We start from the raw sequence: 21,464 nt of genomic DNA, 5'->3' as shown, positions 1-21,464 counted from the left end.
AGTTACGAACTACAAAAACGGAATAATATAGACGTAAAGATGATTAGAAGCTTACACTTCCTCTAATTTTTGACTTTCTAGAGATTTCAAATTACTTATAATATCCTTAGTCATCGATGCTAAATCATATTCATGCTGCCATCCCCAATCTTTTCTTGCTTCTGTATCGTCAATTATTTGAGGCCAGCTATCAGCAATTGCTTGTCTAAAATCTGGGTTATAAGAAATTGTAAATTCAGGAATGTATTTTTGAATTTCTTCAGCTATTTCTTTTGGTGTAAAACTAATAGCTGATAAATTGTAAGAAGTTCTAGTTTTTATTTTTTCAACATCAGCTTGCATTAACTGTATTGTTGCTTTAATAGCATCATTCATATACATCATTGGTAAACGAGTATTTTCTGATAAGAAACATTCGAAAGTTCCCTTTTTTAATGCTTCAAAGTAGATATCAACTGCATAATCTGTTGTACCCCCTCCTGGTAATGTTTTCCAACTTATAATTCCCGGATAACGAATACTTCTTACATCAACCCCATATTTTTCATGGTAATAATTACACCAGTGTTCCCCTGCAACTTTGCTAATCCCATAAACTGTTGAAGGCTCCATAACTGTTTGTTGTGGTGTATTAATTTTTGGCGATGTAGGTCCAAAAGACGCCATTGAACTTGGCCAGTATACTTTTTCAATATGTTTTTCTCTTGCTAACTCTAAAACAGCTAATAAAGATGTCATATTTAAATCCCAACCCTTTAATGGATATTTTTCTGCTGTTGCCGACAACATTGCTGCCATCAAGTATACTTGGTTCACCTTATATTTTTGAATTACCTTAAAAATATCTTCCTGACTAGTTGCATCAATTATTTCAAAAGGACCAGAACTCATCATTTCTTTTCCTCCTTCTCTAATATCTGAAGCTATTACATTATCATTACCATAAATAGAACGTAATTGTTGTGTTAATTCTGTTCCTATTTGCCCACAAGCTCCTAAAACTAATATTGTGTCATTCATTTCTAATAATTCAAAAATATAGTGTGGCAAAGTTATTAAATTTCATATTTCACAAAAAATATTTACACTTTTTTAACTATCAACAAAACAAGAACTTAATTACCTGATTACAAACTTATAATTCTATTTTCATTTTTAAATCAAGTAAAATATGTACTTTTATACTTTTAATTTATCGTTTAATGAGACCTTTTCAAATTCTTATATTTTCTTTTTTAATTGTTTTTACTTCTTGTAAAAAAGAAAAAAATCATAATAAAGAAACTATTCAGAAAACAGATGTTAACACTTCTGCAAAACATGCTGAATACACAGTACTTGACAAAGAGTCTATACAGGAAATTAGAAACTGGAAAGAATATTTTATAACTGAAGAATTTTTAGCTCAATTTAAAAATATTAGTCCTACTGACGCTTTAAACAACGCTATAGAACTAAAAGATTTAACAAAACAATTGAAAGACAGTTTAAATATTGAAACTTTAAAAACCCCAGCTTTTAAAGCTCGTGTTAATGTTTTTGAAAATGAAGTTTTAAGGCTTGCCGACATGACATATATTCCTTCTATATCTTCAAAAAACGTTAATAGTCAAGTTGAAAAAATGCTTTCTCTTTTTGGTAGTATGAATGATAAAATAAATGCTGTTTATGCTAAAAAACGTTTTGACAAAGCGGTAAAATTGGATAGCTTATTTAACAGTTTTGAATAGTATTAATAGCTTCGTAAACTAAATTACTTTCAAAACCTCTGTATAATAAATAATCGGCTACTTTTTTTCTTCTTTTAAATAAGTTTGTTTCAGACACTAATTTATTTTTCTTTTCCACTAAAGAATACAATGTAGACATATACTCTTCTTCATCAATTTCTTTTAATGCTATTTTAATATTGTAAGTAGAAATATCTCTCATTTGAAGTTCACGAGTTATTCTTTGCTTTCCCCATTTTTTAATTCTGAATTTGCCTCTAGCAAAACTTTTAGAAAATCGTTCTTCATTTAAAAAATTTTCTTGTAATAGATGTAGTAAAATACTATCCTTAGCCTCTGGAATTAAATTATATTCTGATAATTTTTTCTCTACTTCTTTATGACACCTATCTTGATATACACAAAAACTCTCCAACTTTCTTTTTATTTCTTCAACGGAAATAACCTGTTTCTTCATAGAACAAAAGTACTATCCTATTTCCAGTTATTTAAAAAAGATATCACCTTTTCTTTATAACTTGCCCCTATTGGAATTTCAGTTGAATTTACCTCTATATCATTAACCGTAAAAGCTGATATTTTATTAATATTTATAATGTAAGAACGGTGAACTCTTAAAAAATTCTCTTTTTTTAATTCCTGCTCAATTTCACTAATTCTATATTTAGAAACTATTCTTTTATTATCTGCTGTATGTATTTTTATATAGTCTTTTAAACTTTCAATAAATAGAATATCGTTAATAATCACTTTATGATGTTTATTTCCCGATTTTACCAACATAAAATCATCTGTTTCTTTTTCTTTATATTGAATTGATTGTGATTGTTTTTTTTGATCTCCTAAATAACGATCTACAGCCTTAAAAAAACGTTCGAAAGTAATAGGCTTTAATAAATAATCTATCACACCCAAATCATAACTTTCTATAGCATAATCTCTATATGCTGTAGTAAATATAGTTTTTGGCGGACTCTTTAATGTTTTTAAAAAATCTATCCCTGTTAAATTTGGCATTTTTATATCTAAAAACAACAAATCTACTTCTTGAGTATTTAATATTTCAAATGCTTTTATAGCATTATTACATGTAGCTACTATTTCTAATGCATCAATTTTAGAAATATGTTTTTCTAGCAATTTTATTGCTAAAGGTTCATCGTCTACCACCAAACACTTTATTTTCATATTTCTCTATTCTTGATTAATTTTTAAAGTAACAGTAAATCTATTTTCACTAGGTTTAACATCTAGCTCATAATTATTACCACATATTAAATCTAATTGTTTTCTAATATTAGACAAACCTATACTATCTTTTCCTTTAACCTCATAAGCATCTACTACCGTATTAGTTATTACAAATTGAAACTTTAAATCTTTACTTGAAATATCAATATCAATTTCTGGAGAACCACTATCTTCTCCCGCTCCGTGTTTAAAAGCGTTTTCTACCAAAGACAATAGTATTAAAGGTGGAATTTCTATGTCATTATCTATATTTTCTGTAAAACTAACTTTTAACCTTTCATCATAGCGTAGCTTTTCTAATTCTATAAAGTTTTTTAACAAGTCTATTTCACTAGATAATAACACATATTTTCCATTACAACGGTACAATACATGATCTAAAATCTCTGATAATTTACTTATTGATGTTGATGTTTTAGGTGAATTAACCACAGAAAGCGAATAAATATTATTTAATGTATTGAATAAAAAGTGAGGATTCAGCTGCCCTTTTAAAGTCTTTAATTCTATTTCTGATTTCTCTTTAGCTAAAGCTAGTTTTTTTGACTTTTCTCTTTCATCTTCAAAATAATATTTCACTGCGACAAACACTAAAACATTTAATAAAATAGTAGGAATATATTTTGCCATTAGCCATCTATAATCTGAAAATATTTCCTGAATAGACTCTTGTTCAAATGGAGGCGTTCTTACAAAAGGTTCTGCAACGTGTACCACTAAGATCCTACTTAAAACCCCAAATAAATAAAACGCCAATAAAAAAGTTAGTATTGATAACAAGTATTTTTTGGTTTTTATGAATTTAGGTATCCATAAATATGCTACAAAATAAGCTGCTAATATTTGAGTTAAAAAACTTATACAGTTAAAAATTAAAGCTTCAATAATTGTATAATGTTGGTCTTTATCATTAATTATCACATCTCTTAAAAGATCTAAACTAAAAAGTATTAGCCAAAATAAAACATGACGAGAATATTGATTCTTTCTTATGTGGTCAGAAAATTTATGTAGTGCATCCATATAAAACAAAAATAAAATCTATTCTTTCAACTTCTAATACAAATAGACGAAACTTGTTTTTAAACACCTAAACAAGCTATTTCACCTCCCTAACTCTTCTACTTCTTTAAAACAGTTGTAAACGTCGATTTTTTAAACTCATTTGTCGATTATTAAACTTCAACTTCTTAAACCAATTCATATTTGCATCACAATACAAATAACAAACAAAATGAAAAAAATACTCTTCCTTCTTTTATTAATAAGTACTATTGGTACTTCTGCTCAAATAAACCTTACTGGTAAGGTGGTTGAAAAAAATACGCAACATCCCTTAGAATTTGCCACTGTAATTTTAACCAATCCAGAAAACAACAATGTGATTGCTGGCGAATCAACTAATAGCAAAGGAGAGTTTTCTATCAAAGCTAAAAAAGGAATCTACAATGTTAAAATTGAATTTATTGGCTTTAAAAGTCATACTATAAATAATTATTCACTTACTAAGAATCAATCAATTCAAACTATATTTTTACAAGAAGACTCTGAAGCACTAGACGAAGTTGAAATAGTTGCTGAAAAATCTACAACCGAATACAAATTAGACAAACGTGTTTTTAATGTTGGAAAAGATTTAATATCAAAAGGAGGATCTGTAAATGACATTTTAAACAATGTTCCTTCTGTTAATGTTGATATTGAAGGAGCCGTGAGTTTACGTGGTAATTCTAATGTTCGTATTTTAATTAATGGTAGACCTTCTGTGTTAACAGCAAATAACGGATTAGAATCTATTCCTTCAGAAAACATTGAAAAAGTAGAAGTAATTACCAACCCATCTGCTAAATATGATGCTGAAGGAACAGCAGGGATTATCAATATTATTTTGAAAAAGAATAAAAAGGGACGCTTTGGAAGCTCTCTTCAACTAACCACTGGTATACCAGATAATCATAGTATTAATTATAATGTTAATTATAAAAAAGAAAAGTTTAATTTGTTTTCTAATATCGGGTATCGTTATTTATCATTCGACGGAAACGGTTACTTAAACAGAACCAATTTTACGAATAATGTACCTGTTTCTTTTTCTAACAGAACTACTAATAGCACTAGAAGTCGTAGAACATTTAACCTTTATTTTGGAAGTGATTATTACATTAACGACAAAAACACACTAACCTTAAGTTATTATTACCGAAATAACACAAGCAAAAATAATGTTGATTATACCTTTAACTTTTTAAATGCTCAAAAACAAGTTGACAATATTCTTACTTCAAATGAATCGTATAGAGAACCTCAAAAAGCCAATCAAATTGAGCTTAACTATGTAAAAACCTTTGATAAAAAAGGACAAAAACTTACAGTGAATTTTCAATATGACTTTTGGAATGATGATGAAAACGAATCGGTAGAAGAGCAACAACAATTTCCTACTACCTCAGCAATCAACTTATTAAGAAGTAGAGATATAGAAAGTAGTAAAGATTTCTTATTTCAATCTGACTTTAAACTCCCTATTACAAAAAAATCACATGTTGAAATGGGTATAAAGGGTGAAATAAGAAACATTGATAGTGACTATAAAGTTTGGGATAACAATGTAGTAGTAGATACTTTAAATAATTTATTAAAATATAACGAACGTATTTACGGTGCCTATATCCAATATGGAAATAGAAAAAACAAATTACAGTATTTATTAGGGTTACGTGCCGAACATGCAAACACAGGAAGTACTGATAGAAGAGATGAATTTAGAACTTCTAAAAGTTATACCGATTTATTTCCAACTGCTCATTTAACTTATAATTTTAATCAAGCTACCAATGTACAAGTAAGTTATAGTAGAAGAATTAGACGACCAAGCTTTTGGCACTTAAATCCTTTTGGAGGAATTTCAGACAGAAGAAACATCCGTGTTGGTAACCCAGATTTAAATCCTATGTACACAAACTCTTTTGAGTTAGGTTTATTAAAACGATGGAAAAAATTCACTTTAAACCCATCTATTTACTACCAAAGAACAACAAATGTTTTTGAAACTTTAATAACCCCCAATCCATTTGGAGCTTTAGTATCAAAACCAATTAACTCGGGTACAGAAAAAAGGTTTGGTGCTGAATTAGCTATTCGATACTCTCCTTTTAAATGGTGGCGATTATCTAGTGAATTTAATTACTTTTCTTTTGACCAAAGAGGTCTATATACTGTAGATGATAGCACATGGTCTACACGTTTAAATTCAAGAATGAAGTTTTCTAAACTAACTATTCAATCTAGTTTTAATTATCGTGGAGAAAGACAAAGTGGACAAATATTTACTGAAGCTCAATACAGAGCAAATATTGGAATTAGCAAAGACTTTTGGGAAGACAAAGCTACCGTAACTTTAAATATGAACAATATTTTAGACTCTAGAGTAAGTAGACAATTAATTACTGGTGAAAATTATACTACTAATAACTATAGTAGACCTATTGGTAGATTTACATCAATCACTTTTACATACCGATTTAATAGAACTAAAAAAGATAGAGATCGCTTACCTGACTAAAAAACAATTAAACCAAAACTTTAAAAGCAAGAATGGCTAAAAGTGTTTTACTTTTAGCCATTCTTTATTGTTAACAAAAATTAATTATAAACTACGTAACCACATTTTAAACTTAGTAATTAAGTAGAATAAAATAGGGACTACAATTAACGTTAAGAATGTTGCAATGAATAATCCGTAAATTACTGTCCATGCTAATGGCCCCCAGAAAATTACGTTATCTCCTCCCATATAAATATGAGGATCAAACTCACTAAACAAAGTATAGAAGTTAATATTGAATCCAGTTGCTAATGGAATTAACCCTAAGATTGTTGTAATAGCGGTTAATAATACTGGACGTAAACGAGCTTTACCTCCTCTAATTACCGCTTCTCCTAAAGTTTCAACATCTACATAATCGCTTTCAGCAATCCCATTCTCCACTTTCTTTCTATCAATTAATAATTGTGTATAATCTAGTAATACCACTCCATTATTTACTACAATACCCGCTAATGAGATAATCCCCATCATTGTCATCATAATTACGAATGGTTTTGCTGTAATGATTAACCCTCCAAATACACCAATTAAACTTAAGAAAATCGCTAACATGATAATTCCTGGTTTAGAAACTGAATTGAATTGAAAAATTAATATTAAGAAAATTAATCCTAACCCTGCAAAGAATGCTCCCATTAAGAATGCCATTTGCTTGTTCTGCTCTTCAATTTGACCGGTATAATGAATCTCAACAGTATCTGGTTGCTCCGTAAATGATTTCATTTCACTTTCAATCTTCCCTACAATTGCTGCTGCATCAGTATATCCTGGTGCTAATGCTGAGTATAAGGTTACAACTCTTTTAGATTGTTTGTGTTTAATTGCACTAAACCCAGAAGTATTTGATTGTTTAGCAATTGCTGATACAGGAATTTCTTTAACCTGACCTGAAGCCATATCTCTAAACGTTATTTTCTGATTGAAAATAGCACTCTTATTATACCTATTATCCTTATTAAAACGCACATAGATATCATAATCTTCACCATCTTCTTTATAAATACCAGCTTTAGAGCCGAAAATTGCATTACGTAATTGACTACCAACTTGAGATGCACTCACCCCTAATTCTCCAGCTTTTTTACGATCTACATTTACTAACATTGATGGTTTAGACTTGTTTACATCAATCTTTAACTCATCAATACCTGCAATACTTTTCGAATTGATAAAATCACGCATTTTTTCAGCAGTATTAATCAATTCAGAATAATCTTTCCCTTCTAACTCAATATTAATAGGATATCCAGCTGGTGGTCCTACCGCTTCTTTTTCAACTGAAATTGCTAAACCTGGATAGATTCCTTTTAATGCCTCTGTTACTTTCTTTTGTAATTCTTTACTATCTGCCCCTTCACGGTATTTATACTCTCGCATTGAAGCAGTAATTTTTCCTCTATGTGGCATTTCTGCTGTTGAACCTCCATCTGTTTGTGGATTTCCAGATCCTGCCCCTACTTGTGACACAGCACTTTCTACTAAGAAATTATGGTCTCCATGCATATATTCTGGTGAATTCAACACATTGTATACACGCTCTTCCAAATCTTTCATAATCAGATTTGTTTTCTCAATATCTGTTCCTTGAGGATACTCTATATAAACAATAATCTGGTTAGGTGTATTGTCTGGGAAGAATTCTACTTTTGTTCTACCTTCATTACATGAAATTACAAAACCTATCATTGCTACAAAAAGCAAAATTAAAGTTCCAAAACTCACTCCAAAAGGCCTCCACCCTTTTAAAGATGCTCTTAATACTCTTTCATAAAAACGCTCCCAACGTGGTAATACTTTATTTTGAAAAGCATTTGCCCAAGGTCTTAATGCAATTCTATATACCCATAACATAATCGCTGTAAATACCATAATTGTACCTAAAGCTCTGTAAGCTCCTCCAAAAATGACAATTAACAACCCTATTATTGCCATGATAGATGATAAGGTAATAATTCTCTTTAATGGCATGTTCTTATCTTCTACACTCATAAACTGAGATACCATTACTGAGTTAAAGAAAATTGCAACGAATAAAGACGAACCTAATACTACCGATAATGTTACTGGGAAATAAATCATAAACTGCCCCATAACTCCTGGCCACATTCCTAATGGAATAAACGCCGCTACCGTAGTTGCTGTTGAAATGATAATAGGAAAAGCTATTTCTCCAATACCTTTTTTAGCCGCTTCAATTCTTGGCATTCCTTCATCCATTAAACGATATACGTTTTCTACAACTACAATACCGTTATCTACTAGCATTCCAAGTCCCATAATTAATCCAAAAAGAATCATGGTGTTCATCGTATAACCTAACCAACTTAAGATCATTAACGACATGAACATCGACATTGGAATTGCAAATCCTACGAATAATGCATTTTTAAATCCAAGGAAAAACATTAGTACTAATACTACTAAGATTACCCCGAAAATAATATTGTTTACTAAATCATCTACTTGTCCTATGGTTTTAGATGATTGATCATTAGCAATGGTAACTTTTAAGTTACTTGGAAATACATTTTCTTTAGCATCTTTTACAATCTCTTGAATCTTTTCAGCTGCTTCTACCATGTTTTTACCAGAACGCTTCTTTACATCTAGCATTACCACAGCTTCACCAAACTCACGTGCATAGGTAGTTTTATCTTTATCTTTAAAAGATACTTTTGCGATATCTTTTAAATAAATAGAATTTCCTTTTTCAGACTTTACCACAAAGTTTTGTAATTCTTGAGGATCTTCTATTTCTCCTAAAATTCGGATAGTACGACGTTGACCACTTGCAATTAAATTACCAGCTGACATTGTTAAATTTCCTCCATTTACCGAATTGATAATATCTTGGAAACTTACCTGAGCAGCCATCATTTTATAAATATCTACAGCTATCTCAACCTCTTTCTCTTCTGCACCACGGATATCTACTTTTTTAATTTCGTCTAAATCTTCTATTTCATCTTCTAAATACTCACCAAATTCTTTTAATTTATCTACTGGGTAATCACCAGAAATATTAATATTTAAAATTGGCATTTCTTCAGACATACTCAACTCAAACACATTAGGCTCTACTTTAGCCCCGTTAAAAGTTGGCCAGTCTTCACCTGAAGTTTCTTGATCAATCTCATCCTTTACCTTCTGCTTTGCTTGATCTACTGTAATATTTTCATCAAACTCAACAACTACCATCGAATAATCTTCTTGCGAAGTTGATGTAATTTCTACTACATTACTTACCGTTTTTAATTTATCTTCTAACGGATCGGTAATTAGTTTTTCTATATCTTCAGCTGTATTTCCTGGATATAATGAACTAATATAAATTTTAGTTTCTCTAATTTCCGGAAAGTTCTCTCTTGGCATACTTAAGAAGGCAGAAATACCCATAATAAGTATCATTACCATCATTACATAAATGGTTGTCTTATTATTAATTGCCCAAGAGGATAAACCGAATTCTTTATCGACTTGTTTTTTTTGTTTCTCAGTCATGTTAACTTGTAATCTTTAGTTGATTATTTTGCTTTAGTAGCTGCTAAGATTTTTACTTCTTGTCCATCTTTTACACTACGAGCACCTTCTTCTACAATTTGAGCTCCATTTTCTACTCCTGTTAAAACTTCAATTACATCTCCTTGAGTTTTCCCAGTAGTAATAATTGCTTGTTTAGCAGTTCCTTTTTGATCTTTAATATCTTTTACTAAATAGATATACTGCTCTCCTTTTGCATTTTCAGAAATAATACTTTGTGGTATTAAAATCGCTTTTGGATTTGTATAATCGTTGATTTTTAACTTCGCAGTTAAGTTTGGCTTGATGCTTCTGTCTTTATTTGGAACACCAATTTCTACTTTAAAAGTTCTGTTAGCTGGATTGATAAAGTTTCCTGCTTGACGAATCTTAGAATGTAATGATTTTCCTAAAATCGGGAACTCAACCTCAACACTTTTTCCTTTTTTGATTGAAGTAATATAGCTTTCAGGAACATCAGTTTCAATATACATATCACCTAAGTTCACGATTCTAAATACTTCAGCTCCCACTCCTGGTGCTACTACTGTTCCTTGCTCTTTAATTACATCGTCAATAACTCCTGTAAATGGTGCTTTGATTACAGATTTCCCTAACTGTCTCTTTAACTGATCAACAGCATTCTTTTGTGCTTCATATGAAGTTTTTGCTTGTAAATACTGAATTTCAGAACCAATCTTTTGTTCCCATAATCTTTTTTGACGTTCGTAAGTTGTCTTAGCTAAAGCAGCTTGCGCTTCTACCTGTGCTACTTGATTTCCTAAACCTCCATCATCTATTTTTGCTAAAGCTTGTCCTTTAACTACTCTTTGACCTTCTTTTACATAAATGCTTACTAATTGTCCTGCCATTTCTGGATACACTAAAACATTTTGTTTTGTTTGAACATCACCCTGTAATTCTAAGTAGTGAACAAAATCTTCTGTTTTAGCAGAAAACACTGTAATTAAAGGTATTTTTTTGTTCGTATCTAATTCAGAAATCTTATCGTTTAACTGCTTTATCTCTGCGGCTAATTCTTGTTGTTTTGTATCTAACTCAGCCTTTTTTGTTCTTATTTGAGCTAAATCATTGGTAGCAATTACATCTTGAATAGACTGCCCTTTATTTCCTCCACAAGAAGCTAAAAGTGCGGTTAGTAATACTATTGAATATATTTTTCTCATTATAGTTGACTTTTTATTTTATTGGTGTGTTTAATGCGTTATCTAATTTAGCTTTGTTGCTAATAATATTTAATATTGACTGTAAGTAGTTGTTTTGTTGAGAGTACAACTGATTACGTGCCGATAATAAATCGATACTAGTTGTAACCCCTTCATCAAACTTTATTTTTTGCTTACGCTCAATACGTGTTGCTAATGCTAAGTTCTTCTTAGCAGTTTCATAATTTTCTATACTCAATTGGTAATTGCTTTGAGCTTGCTCTGCTTGTAGATTTAATTTTTGCTTCGTTTCTGCTAAACGAATGTCAGCACTTTCTAATGCTATTTTTGCTTGAGCTGTTTTTGCACTTCTTCCTAAAGAACTAAAAATTGGAATGTTTATACCTACTCCAAAAACTGAAGTTGAAATCCAATCTTGAGATGAATTAAAAAAGTTAAAACTATCTGCATTTGCTAATCTTGAATAGTTTACATAGGCTCTTACAGTTGGCAAAGCTTTATTTTTTTCTAATTTCATTAACAAACGCTTAGCCTCTCTGTCGTTTTCAGCTATTCTAAAATCTATATGATTTTTAAGATTAAACGATTGTGCCAATAAGTTTAAATCCGTATTATTTACAACTAAGTCATCTAAACTATCAGTTAATTTCAATTTCGTATTGATAGGATTCCCTAACGATAAGTTTAACATCTGATAAGCAATCTCTCTATTTCTATCAGCATTACGTTGTTGACTAATAATGTTTCCCTGCGTAATTTTGAATTGCTCAACAGTTTCTTCCTCTGTCAATCCTTGTTTAAATCCTTCAACTGCTCCTTTTAATTGACGATCTACAGTTTTCTTATTTCCTTTCAAAATTTCAATACGCTCTTCAGCTACTAACACATTTCCATAAGCATTGATAACTGCTTCTCTGGTAGCTAATTCAGTTTTTTCTTTAGCTTGTTCCGAAATTTTTAAATAGGTTCTTGCTGATTGTAATCCTACTAAATACGATCCATCAAACAATAACTGATCTAAAGTAACCGTTCCTGTAACATTATGTTTTGCTCCAAAATCTACAGTTCCATCTCCATTAAAATCGACTCCTGGGAATTGTTGCTTTAAATTATTTTGATAGTTTATCACTCCGCTAATTTGAGGAAAACCTATAGCGGTAGTCTCCCATTTTCGTTTTTTGGCTGCCTCAATATCGTTCAAAGCAACTTTGTTATTATAGCTATTCTTTATTGCAAATTGTATGGCTTCTCTCATAGATAAACTCATTTCTTTTTCTTGAGCATTTGAACTCAATGCAAAAAAGAATATGCAAACTGCATAAATTATTCTTCTCATGTATTCCTAATAGTTTTGTATTTGGTGTTTTAACTTTTAATCCCTGCTTAATAAGTATCCTTTTGTTTTACTATTCCTTTAGGAGAAATTAAAAAGAATACTTTGAAATATTAATTTTCTTTTATTATGTACTTATATGGTGTTATTTTTTAATTCTCTTTCTAAAACTTCTAATCCTTTTTTAGTAGCAATGGCTCGTATATGATATTCTAATACTTCGTACTCTACCTTCATCAGTTCATCCATTCTTTCTCCGTAATAATCGCTATCAAAAATTCCGAATATTAATGTGAAATAGAAGTTTGTTACTAATTCCTTTTTTATTTCTGGTCTATATAAACCTTGTTCAATCCCCTTTTCTAAATTATCGCTATTACAATCTCTGAACATACACACTTCTCTTTCTATAAGATTTGTATACGATTCTGGATAATATTTTTTTAACTGAAACATTGGTGAGGTCTTCGCATTTTTAAACATTTCTTTAAAAACCTTCTTTACAGCAAACTCTTCTTCAATTGCATTATACTTTTGTTCTTTTATTAACATAATAGTATCATCAATTGCTTTCTGAACTGCTTCTATAGAAGCATCTACCAAATCTGATTTGTTTGAAAAATACTTATATAGCGTCTTCTTTGATATTGCCAAATCACCTGCAATATCGTCCATCGTTACACTTTTGAACCCATAGTTCAAAAACATTTGCCCTGCCTTTTCTAATATTTTATCTCTCATAATTCTGGGCAAAGGTACGTCAGGAAACTTTAGAAACAAAAAAAGTTTCCAGAGTTTTAAAGATTTTTTAACATTCTCTTAAGTATAGAATTTAAGTTTACCTTATTTTTACAAAAAATTTTAGATTTGGACATATTACAATATCAATCAGACTTTTTAACTTATTTAGAATCTCAAAAAATTGTTAGAGAACCAAAGAATCTTTACGAACCAATAGACTATATACTTCAACTAGGCGGTAAAAGAATTCGTCCTATTCTTACACTTATTGCTTCTGATATTTTTTCAGGGAACTTCTCTCAGGCTATGCCAGCTGCATTAGCTGTTGAAGTCTTTCATAATTTTACTTTAGTTCATGACGATATTATGGACGATGCTCCTCTAAGAAGAGGAAACGAAACTGTTCATGAAAAATGGGATATTAATACAGGAATTTTATCTGGAGATGCTATGCTAATTTTAGCTTATCAGTATTTTGAGAACTATCCTCCTGCTATTTTCCAAAAATTAGCTCAACTTTTTAGTAAAACCGCTCTTGAAGTTTGTGACGGACAACAATTAGATGTTGATTTTGAAACTAGAAACGATGTTACTATTGAAGAATACATCAAAATGATTACTCTAAAAACTTCTGTTTTAGTTGCTGCTGCCTTAAAAATGGGAGCTATTGTTGCTGAAGCTGATGAAGAACAGGCACAACATTTATATAACTATGGTTTAAATTTAGGTATTGCTTTTCAATTACAAGACGATTATTTAGACACCTACGGTGATCCTAAAACTTTTGGTAAACAAGTTGGTGGAGATATCATTGAAAATAAGAAAACTTTTCTTTATTTGAAAGCTTTAGAAGTAGCAAATAACGATGATAAGCAGAAACTTTTTGCTCTTTATAACGAAAATCAAGAAAATATTTCAGAAAAAATAAAGACGGTTACTAGTATTTTTTCTGACAATGACATCCCTAAACAAACTCACGAACTTATTGAGTATTACACTAATAAGTCTTTTGAATGTTTAACTCACTTAAACATTAGCGAGGATGCTAAAGGGGGGTTACGTATGTTTGGTGAAAATTTAATGAACAGAAAAGTGTAAAAAATTGCATTTTATTCAAAAAAGTTTTTATTTTTGCATCCCAATTTAACCGGTCCTATAGCTCAGTTGGTTAGAGCACCTGACTCATAATCAGGGGGTCCATGGTTCGAGCCCATGTGGGACCACCTTTAAAGCTTCACTTTTAGTGAGGCTTTTTTGTTTTTAAGTGTAAAACAAACAACAATTCATCTTACTTTTCCTTTTATAGAATAAGATTTATTTAACACTCTTTTATTTCTGTATTTATTAAATTGGTTGCCCTAAACACACAATTACCTTACACAAATTCTTTTATGAGAATATTCTTTTCATCTTTTTTAATTCTATGGACATTAAATCAAGCTATAGCACAAAATGCAACAAAAACACATAAAGACTCACTAAATACCATAATCCAGAAATACTATGATTTAAACCTAAAAGTATTTCAAGCCAATTCAAAAATTGAAGATGTCGATAAAATTTTTGAACTTTTCTCTGACGATTTCACCTACATACATCCAAAATACGGAGGCACCTATACCCGTGAAGATTTATATAATGGATATGTTAGAAACCAAAAAAATGGTGGTTACAAAGGAGAAGAAACTGCTGTGAAAATTGTAAATAAAATAATTGGTTTAAACGCTGCAGTTGTTCAAAGAAGCTATATTATTAACAAAAATGGTAAACTTAAAGATGAAGAACCTAAAATGACGCTTTTTGAATTTAAAAAAGGAAAAATTTTTAGAATATTTGAATATTGGTAATTACACCCCAAAAACAAAAACCACTATATATTTAACAATAAATTTTATGAAAAAACTACAAGAAAAATCTAGTCGTAGAGACTTTATTAAAAAATCATCTTTATTTACTCTCGGAGCAGGAAGTTTGTTAAGTTTCCCACAAGATATCTCAGCAGCTCCCTTAATGGGAAGCACAAACGACATTAATGTTATTGGCCCTAAAAAAGGTTTTTCTCCTCAAATAGGTACGCTCGTTTCTATGATGGACTGGATGCGAATGGTAATTTTACTACCTGTAAAAGGAATGAGTGTAAGCGATTTGGATTATTTAGTTGATGATAATGCAAACTCAATCGGTGCTATGCTATGGCATTTAGCTGCTACAGAAAGGTTTTATCAAATCCATACTTTTGAAGGAAGAGAATGGGGTGATTGGGATCAAGAGGATAAGGATAATTGGAGCATTGCTTCAGGACTTGGAGACAAAGCCCGTAAAAAAATTAAAGGAAATAACTTAGAATTCTATCTTGAAAAGCTAGAAAAAGTAAGAGAACACACCCTTAAAGAATTTGCAAAACGAGACGATGAGTGGCTAATGAAAGTAGATAAAAATTGGCCATGGGGACCTACAAATAATTACTGCAAATGGTTCCACGTATGTGAACATGAATCAAACCACAACGGACAATTTAAGTTTATAAAAAAACGTCTTCCATCTAGTAAGAAAAACTAAAAATGAACAAAACATTACTCATACTATTATTCTCCTTAATCACTTTTTTTTCTTGTAAAACAGAAAAAACAACAGAGATTATTGTTATTGGTGCTTTACACAATCCTGAGCCTAATTTTAATTCAGAAATTCTATTCAATATATTAGAAGATGTAAAACCTGATTTTATATTACGTGAATTAGATTCCGCTGCATTTACTCCTGATTTTAGACATAAAGTTGATTTAAAAAGCAATGAAGGAATGGCCTCAGAAATGTATGTTGAAAAACACCCAAACACCAAGTTAAGACCCTATGAGTTTGAAGGAAGAAATCAATATCGAATTAATATCGGTTCGCGTCCAACAGATAAATTCACCACAAGACTTTTAGATAGTTTAAACAAGGCTGGTTTATTATCTGAATCGGAAGCTAAAATTCATAACAAATACAAAGCACTTATTTTACCTTTAATTGATTTAGCTGCAAAATCCCCTGAAAACTTCAACAATTCAAAAACGGATAGTATTTGTGCAGAAAGACAATATTATCAATATCAGATGTTGAAAAAAATCACAAATAGCAGAGAAGAATTTGCTACACATTTTCACACTAAACCTAATGGAGAAAAAATTAGTTATAGAGATGGATATAAACTAGCTGGTGATTTTTGGGATTTAAGAAATCAGACGATGGCTAAAAATATTATGCGAATTTCTGAACAAAACCAAGGAAAGAGAATTGTTGTTCTATGTGGTTTTATGCATAGATATTATATTTTAAGTGAATTGAAAAGGCTAACTCAGAACAAAAATATTGTATTGAAAGAATACTACGATTTATAAAAATACTTTTTATTTTTTCAGTAGAGAGTTAACAACCAAACAAGCACAACACACTCAAAGCTTTACTAGAAATAGTAAAGCTTTTTTTATGCATTTAAACCTAATTAAAGAACTTAATTACTTTTCAAGATTCACTATATAAAAATAAGACCTTCTGTTTTTTTGATGTTCTTCTTCTGTACATTTATTTTGATTTAAATCATCACAATTGTTTAATAATTGTTCTTCTCCATAACCAATGGCACTTTCTATTCTTTCTTCTGAAATACCTCTTGAAATAATATAGTTTTTTGTAGAAATCGCTCTTCTTTTTGATAATTGCTTGTTATACTTTTTTGTTCCTCTACTATCGGTATGAGATTCTATTTTGATAATCATTTCTGGATTATTTTTCATAACTGAAACAATGTGTTCTAACTCATACTCCGCATCTTCTCGAATGTTATACAAATCAAAATCAAAGTATATAGGATTAATTACTATTTGATCTTCCACAATTAACGATTCTAATTGTAAATTAGTTATAATTGTTTTTTTGTTAACATCAAGTGTTTGTACTTCTTTTTGGTCATTTCTATAATCTTCTTTTGAGGCTATAACAACAAACTTTTTCTCACAATCTATTTCATCAAAAATATAACTTCCATCTTCATTTGTTCTTTCTGATTTTAAAACATTTCCTTTCTCATCAATCAGTTTTACCGTAGCATTTTCAATAGGTTCATTTGTACCTACTGCTGTTACAACTCCTTTGATACTTTCTTTACAGTTATAAATCATATAACTATAAATATCATCATCTCCTTTTCCTCCTTTTCTATTTGACGAAAAGAAACCACTTGTTTTTTCATCATTTATTACAAATGCAAAATCATCCAAACTTCCATTTACCGGAGCTCCTAAATTAACTGGTTTTGAAAAAGAATTATCCTGACTCCTTGATTCAAAAACATCTAAAGCTCCCAATCCTAAATGACCGTCAGATGAAAAATATAATGTTCCATCCATTCCTACATATGGAAACATTTCTCTCCCTTCTGTATTTATTATATTACCTAAATTTTCTGGCTTACTATAACCGTCATTATCTAAAATATTTACTTTATAAATATCTGTTGCTCCAATTCCTCCGGGCATATCAGAAACAAAATATAACGTTTTCTCATCCGGACTTAAAGCTGGATGCCCACACGAAAATCCATCTGCATTAAATGGTAATTCTTTTACATTTTTCCATTCTCCTTTTATATTCTCAGCCTTGAATATTTTTAAATGTGTTATACTATTTTTATCTCCTTTTAATTTATCATCATTATAATTGTCTCTAGTAAAATACATTGTTTTCCCATCTCTAGTAATAATTACATTAGATTCATGATAACGAGTGTTAATCGATTTCAACTTCTTTACACCTGACACATCTATCAATTCACTTTCATCATTGAATGCTTCTTCTGCTTCGTAAATATTTAAAAAAGGTTGATTATTCCATTTGTATAAGTTTTTATCAAACTTAGTTCCTTGGGGTTTTGTAGATGCGAAGTATAATTTATTATTAAAAATAAATCCTCCAAAATCGGAATACGCTGTATTTGATGACAGGTTATTAATATTTACAAACGTTTTTTTCTTCTTCGAATAATTCACAAAGTAATCTTTATTATTTTCCAAAGCTATAGCCCTACTATCGGTATTCTTTACTTTTTTTAATTTTCTCAACCAAGTATCAGACTCTTCAACTTTGCCATTACTTTTTAAAACCTGTGCGTATCTAAAAATGTATTCTGGTAAAACAATCGCTTCATGTTTTTCCATCAATAAAGCATACCATTTTTCTGCTTCTGTTGATTCTGTATTGAAATAATAAGCATCTCCCAATCTGCTTATTACTGCCATTGAAGTATCTCCTTTTTGATATATTGACTCATACAATTCAGCAGCCTTTTTATATGCATATTCCTTAAAATATCTATTGGCCGCATATTTCCTTTGAGAATATCCTAAAACCGTGTTTAGTAAAATTACTATGATTATAATTTTTTTCATTTTCTAAGCTTTAAAAGAATCTTGGTGATTTCAATACGTTTGGTTTAAAAATCTCATAACGCAACATCAGTTCATAAGTACCAGAATTATAATTCCTATAATTAGTAGTTGTTAAATCGTAAGCAAACCCAATGTGCAATCCTTTTGATGCTTGTAATCCTAATAGAGCACTAATAGAATCGTCCCATCTCCATGCTAGTCCTACTCTGAACTTTTCATTAAACAAAACATTTGCAGATAAATCGATTGAAATCGGAGCTCCATTCACCACCTTAGCTAGAGCTGCAGGTTTAAATTTTATACGTTCGCTTAAATCAAAAACATATCCTCCTATCAAAAAGAAATGCAATCGTTCTTCAGCTTCGTCTCCTCCATTAAAAGTATCATCGTAATGAGTAGTTCTTAAAATATTTGGAACTGCTACCCCCATATACCATTTAGGTTTGTGATAATAGATTCCTGCCCCTATAGTAGGTAAAAATTTATTCACGTTACTTTCAAATAAGATATCAGGATTTTCAGAAATTCCTTTTGACCAATCAATATTCAAATGTCTTCCTCCTAATTTTAATCCAAAAGCTAAATTTCCTTCATCACTAGTTCTTACTGTATAAGAAACATTAACATCCAAATAAATTTCACTAGAGGGTCCTATATTATCATTAGTTAGATTTACCCCTAACCCTACTCCTGAATATCCTAATGGTGTATCATAACTCAACGTTTGGGTATCAGGAGCTCCATCAACTCCCACCCATTGCGTTCTACCTAAAGCAGTAATAGTAGTATGCCCTCTTGACCCAACATAAGCTGGATTTACACTCATTGTATTATACATATATTGTGTATACTGCGGATCTTGCTGGGAATACACTTCAAGAGTCAGTAGTAAGAAAATTATAGTTATTATTTTAAAATGTGAATTATTCATATCTTTTTCTATTCAAATTATTTTTACCTGTTAATGTACAACCAGCCTACAATTGGCTTTTCATTATTCCCTAAGCTTAATACATAGTAATAAGTTCCTACTGGTAGTTTAACGTCTTTTTCTACAGTTGCTCTTCCATTTGAAGTACCATCCCAAGTATTATCATAACCTTTCTTCTTATAAACCAAATTCCCCCATCTATTAAAAATTTCTAGCGTATTATTTGGGTACTTCTCTATACAATCTATTTTAAACCTACTATTGACTGTATCATCATCATTAGGTGAAAACTCATTAAACACTGTTAAACAAATAGGAGTTACACTAGCTGATGAAGAATTATTTGAAGAATCACTATCAAACTGATCTAAATTAGACACATTAACAATATTCAAATAGTCTCCTGAGGATTTTACTTTTACAGTTAAATATAATTTGATTGTTTCATTTGGATTAAGCGTAGGTATTTGCCACAGTCCAATTATATCATCGTAAGTTCCAGAACTAGCTGTATAAGAAACAAACTCATATCCATCTGGTAAAACTTCTTCTATCTCAATATTGGTCGCAACACCTGGACCATTATTGGTTAAAGTAATAGTAAACATAACATTAGTATTAGCTCTAGGCTCAAGATTATCCACTTCTTTTATTAAAGCCAAATCTACACCTTGTAATAAGATTTCGACACTACCTTCATCATCTTCACTCTGATCTCCATCATCATTATCCACCTCACTATCGGTATCATATTGATCACTTTTAATTACTTGTGCTATATTTTTATATTCATCTACAATTCCTGTTGGAGCCTTTATTATAGCATCATATGTTAATTGCAATCCTGAGCTAGTTACCGTCAGATTAGACCAAGTAATTTTATTTCCAATTAGAACTCCTCCATTCGTAATCGAAGTTATATTCTCATAACCAACTGGTAAAACGTCTTCTACACTTACACCTGTTGCTGTATTAGCACCTGAATTATTTAAATCAATTGTAAAAGTGACTATATCACCAACATTTGGCATTGAGTTACTAATAGTTTTTTGTAAACTTAAATCAACTACCTGAGGAATAACAACAATACTATCTTCGTCATCTTCACTTTGATCTCCATCATCATTATTTACATTACTATCTATATCTCCACTATCACTTGCAGTAATCTGAGCTACATTTTTATACTCATTTGCTACTCCTGTAGGAGCCTTAACAGTTGCTTTATATGTTAAGTTAATTCCTGAAGTGGTTATTGTTAAACCACTCCAAGCAATTTTGCTTCCATTTAAAACACCCCCACTACTTATCTGTGTTATATTCTCATAACCAGAAGGCAAAATATCTTCTACACTAACATCATTTGCTACACTAGGTCCTTGGTTATTTATTTCTAAAGTAAATGTAACAACGTCACCTACATTTGGAGTTAAGTTATCAACTGTTTTAATCAAGCTCAAATCAGTACACTTTCCAACAACAACTGTTGATTTACTACTAGTAACACTCGTACATCCTGTTCCTGCATTGCTAACTACTACTTGATAATATAAAGTTCCTTCGGTTGAAGTTACTGGACTATAACTCGCTGTTGTGCCTCCTGTTCCACTGGTTACATCACTATAAGGTCCTGCTAAACTTGTTGACGATTGCCATTGATAAGTTAAACTTCCTACTCCTCCACTAGCTGCTACATTTAGAGTTACTGCGCCGTCTTTACAAACTGTCGTACTTGA

General features: G+C 30.6%; 17 protein-coding genes and 1 tRNA gene. 7 read left to right on the top strand and 11 right to left on the bottom strand.

The window, feature by feature from the left end; genetic code table 11:
- Positions 1-51: 51 nt before the first annotated feature.
- Entirely contained in the window at positions 52-1,020 is a 969-nt protein-coding gene (locus tag F7018_RS09670) for an NAD-dependent epimerase/dehydratase family protein (RefSeq protein ID WP_150899863.1), read from the bottom strand.
- A gap of 182 nt (positions 1,021-1,202) precedes the next feature.
- On the opposite strand from F7018_RS09670, the gene F7018_RS09665 reads away from it, so the two are divergent.
- Positions 1,203-1,730 (top strand): hypothetical protein, encoded by a 528-nt coding sequence (locus F7018_RS09665; RefSeq protein WP_150899862.1) that lies wholly within the window; start codon positions 1,203-1,205, stop codon positions 1,728-1,730.
- On the opposite strand, the gene F7018_RS09660 is transcribed toward F7018_RS09665, so the two are convergent.
- The 3 genes from F7018_RS09660 to F7018_RS09650 are packed head-to-tail and all read right to left on the bottom strand — an operon-like array spanning position 1,714 to position 4,004.
- On the bottom strand, positions 1,714-2,187 hold the full coding sequence (locus F7018_RS09660; protein ID WP_150899861.1) for a regulatory protein RecX: 474 nt from the start codon (positions 2,185-2,187) through the stop codon (positions 1,714-1,716). The genes F7018_RS09665 and F7018_RS09660 overlap by 17 nt on opposite strands.
- Positions 2,188-2,204: 17 nt before the next feature.
- Complete coding sequence (locus F7018_RS09655; protein ID WP_150899860.1) at positions 2,205-2,918, bottom strand: LytR/AlgR family response regulator transcription factor; 714 nt, start codon at positions 2,916-2,918, stop codon at positions 2,205-2,207.
- A gap of 6 nt (positions 2,919-2,924) precedes the next feature.
- A complete protein-coding gene (locus F7018_RS09650) occupies positions 2,925-4,004 on the bottom strand; it encodes a sensor histidine kinase (protein ID WP_246175135.1) in 1,080 nt (359 codons plus the stop codon).
- A gap of 211 nt (positions 4,005-4,215) precedes the next feature.
- Here F7018_RS09650 and F7018_RS09645 point away from each other — a divergent pair, with 211 nt between their 5' ends.
- Positions 4,216-6,543, top strand: coding sequence for an outer membrane beta-barrel family protein (locus F7018_RS09645; protein WP_150899859.1), 2,328 nt, complete (start codon positions 4,216-4,218; stop codon positions 6,541-6,543).
- Positions 6,544-6,627: 84 nt separating this feature from the next.
- On the opposite strand, the gene F7018_RS09640 is transcribed toward F7018_RS09645, so the two are convergent.
- From F7018_RS09640 to F7018_RS09625, 4 genes are all read right to left on the bottom strand, one after another.
- Positions 6,628-10,089 carry an efflux RND transporter permease subunit gene (locus F7018_RS09640; protein ID WP_150899858.1) on the bottom strand — a complete coding sequence of 1,154 codons (3,462 nt, stop codon included), beginning with the start codon at positions 10,087-10,089 and terminating at the stop codon, positions 6,628-6,630.
- A 23-nt stretch (positions 10,090-10,112) separates the two neighbouring features.
- Positions 10,113-11,294 carry an efflux RND transporter periplasmic adaptor subunit gene (locus F7018_RS09635; RefSeq protein WP_150899857.1) on the bottom strand — a complete coding sequence of 394 codons (1,182 nt, stop codon included), beginning with the start codon at positions 11,292-11,294 and terminating at the stop codon, positions 10,113-10,115.
- A gap of 13 nt (positions 11,295-11,307) precedes the next feature.
- Positions 11,308-12,630, bottom strand: a complete 1,323-nt coding sequence (locus F7018_RS09630; RefSeq protein ID WP_150899856.1) for a TolC family protein — start codon at positions 12,628-12,630, stop codon at positions 11,308-11,310.
- Positions 12,631-12,762: 132 nt separating this feature from the next.
- Positions 12,763-13,368 (bottom strand): TetR/AcrR family transcriptional regulator, encoded by a 606-nt coding sequence (locus tag F7018_RS09625; RefSeq protein ID WP_150899855.1) that lies wholly within the window; start codon positions 13,366-13,368, stop codon positions 12,763-12,765.
- A gap of 126 nt (positions 13,369-13,494) precedes the next feature.
- Between F7018_RS09625 and F7018_RS09620 the strand changes: the two genes are divergently transcribed.
- The 5 genes from F7018_RS09620 to F7018_RS09600 all read left to right on the top strand — a co-directional run bounded on the left by F7018_RS09620 (position 13,495) and on the right by F7018_RS09600 (position 16,751).
- Positions 13,495-14,466 carry a polyprenyl synthetase family protein gene (locus tag F7018_RS09620; protein ID WP_150899854.1) on the top strand — a complete coding sequence of 324 codons (972 nt, stop codon included), beginning with the start codon at positions 13,495-13,497 and terminating at the stop codon, positions 14,464-14,466.
- Between the two features lie 51 nt (positions 14,467-14,517).
- Positions 14,518-14,591 (top strand) — tRNA-Ile (locus F7018_RS09615).
- 168 nt (positions 14,592-14,759) lie between these two features.
- Positions 14,760-15,215, top strand: a complete 456-nt coding sequence (locus F7018_RS09610) for a nuclear transport factor 2-like protein (protein ID WP_150899853.1) — start codon at positions 14,760-14,762, stop codon at positions 15,213-15,215.
- A gap of 46 nt (positions 15,216-15,261) precedes the next feature.
- Positions 15,262-15,927 carry a DinB family protein gene (locus F7018_RS09605; protein WP_150899852.1) on the top strand — a complete coding sequence of 222 codons (666 nt, stop codon included), beginning with the start codon at positions 15,262-15,264 and terminating at the stop codon, positions 15,925-15,927.
- Between the two features lie 2 nt (positions 15,928-15,929).
- Positions 15,930-16,751 carry a hypothetical protein gene (locus F7018_RS09600; RefSeq protein WP_150899851.1) on the top strand — a complete coding sequence of 274 codons (822 nt, stop codon included), beginning with the start codon at positions 15,930-15,932 and terminating at the stop codon, positions 16,749-16,751.
- 117 nt (positions 16,752-16,868) lie between these two features.
- Here F7018_RS09600 and F7018_RS09595 read toward each other — a convergent pair whose 3' ends face one another.
- From F7018_RS09595 to F7018_RS09585, 3 genes are all read right to left on the bottom strand, one after another.
- Positions 16,869-18,797 (bottom strand): OmpA family protein, encoded by a 1,929-nt coding sequence (locus tag F7018_RS09595; RefSeq protein ID WP_150899850.1) that lies wholly within the window; start codon positions 18,795-18,797, stop codon positions 16,869-16,871.
- Positions 18,798-18,807: 10 nt separating this feature from the next.
- Positions 18,808-19,728 (bottom strand): PorP/SprF family type IX secretion system membrane protein, encoded by a 921-nt coding sequence (locus tag F7018_RS09590; protein ID WP_150899849.1) that lies wholly within the window; start codon positions 19,726-19,728, stop codon positions 18,808-18,810.
- 23 nt (positions 19,729-19,751) lie between these two features.
- Positions 19,752-21,464 (bottom strand): T9SS type B sorting domain-containing protein (locus F7018_RS09585; RefSeq protein ID WP_175578702.1); only part of this gene is annotated, 1,713 nt, incomplete at its 5' end.

Origin of the sequence: Tenacibaculum aiptasiae (genome assembly GCF_008806755.1) — a bacterium.
GTDB classification, from domain to species: domain Bacteria; phylum Bacteroidota; class Bacteroidia; order Flavobacteriales; family Flavobacteriaceae; genus Polaribacter; species Polaribacter aiptasiae.
The sequence above is the reverse complement of the archived record's forward strand: the minus strand, read 5'-3'. Positions and strand labels throughout refer to the sequence as shown.